The sequence below is a fragment of the Phyllobacterium phragmitis genome (assembly GCF_002980495.1).
Classification (GTDB): Bacteria; Pseudomonadota; Alphaproteobacteria; order Rhizobiales; family Rhizobiaceae; genus Paramesorhizobium; species Paramesorhizobium phragmitis.
This window is the reverse complement of the sequence record NZ_PVBR01000097.1, coordinates 1-461: the sequence shown is the minus strand read 5'-3', so window position 1 is coordinate 461 and position 461 is coordinate 1. Positions and strand designations below refer to the sequence as shown.

The 461-nt window shown below is 61.4% G+C and carries 1 pseudogene; it reads left to right on the top strand.

Going from position 1 to position 461, the window contains the following annotated elements:
• Positions 1 to 461: pseudogene (locus C5748_RS27500) on the top strand (autotransporter outer membrane beta-barrel domain-containing protein); the annotation flags it as partial.

The window sequence follows — 461 nt, the reverse complement described above, 5'->3', positions numbered from 1 at the left end:
GGCACCGGCACGCTGACCATCGCGGATGGCGGCACTGTGACCAATGGCAGTGGCTCGATTGGCCTCAACGCCAGTTCCAACGGAACGGTGACGGTAACGGGGCCGGGGTCAAGCTGGACGAATACGAACACTACTCTTGTCGCGTCCTCTGGCATTGGCACGCTCAATGTCCTGAACGGCGCGACGGCCTCGGCTGGTCTTCTGCTTTCTATCGCCGACCTGTCAAGCGGCCAAGGCACGGTGAATGTTTCAGGAGCCGGTTCAACGCTGACATCCGACGGTGCGCTCAGTGTCGGCAGGATCGGCACCGGCACGCTGACCATCGCCGATGGCGGTGTGGTCAATGCCAACGCTGACACATTCGTTGCCAGTTTCTCAGGCTCCACGGGCACGCTCAATATCGGCAATGGCGGCGCCGCCGGTACGCTTAACAGCGCCTCAGTTAACTTTGGCAATGGCAC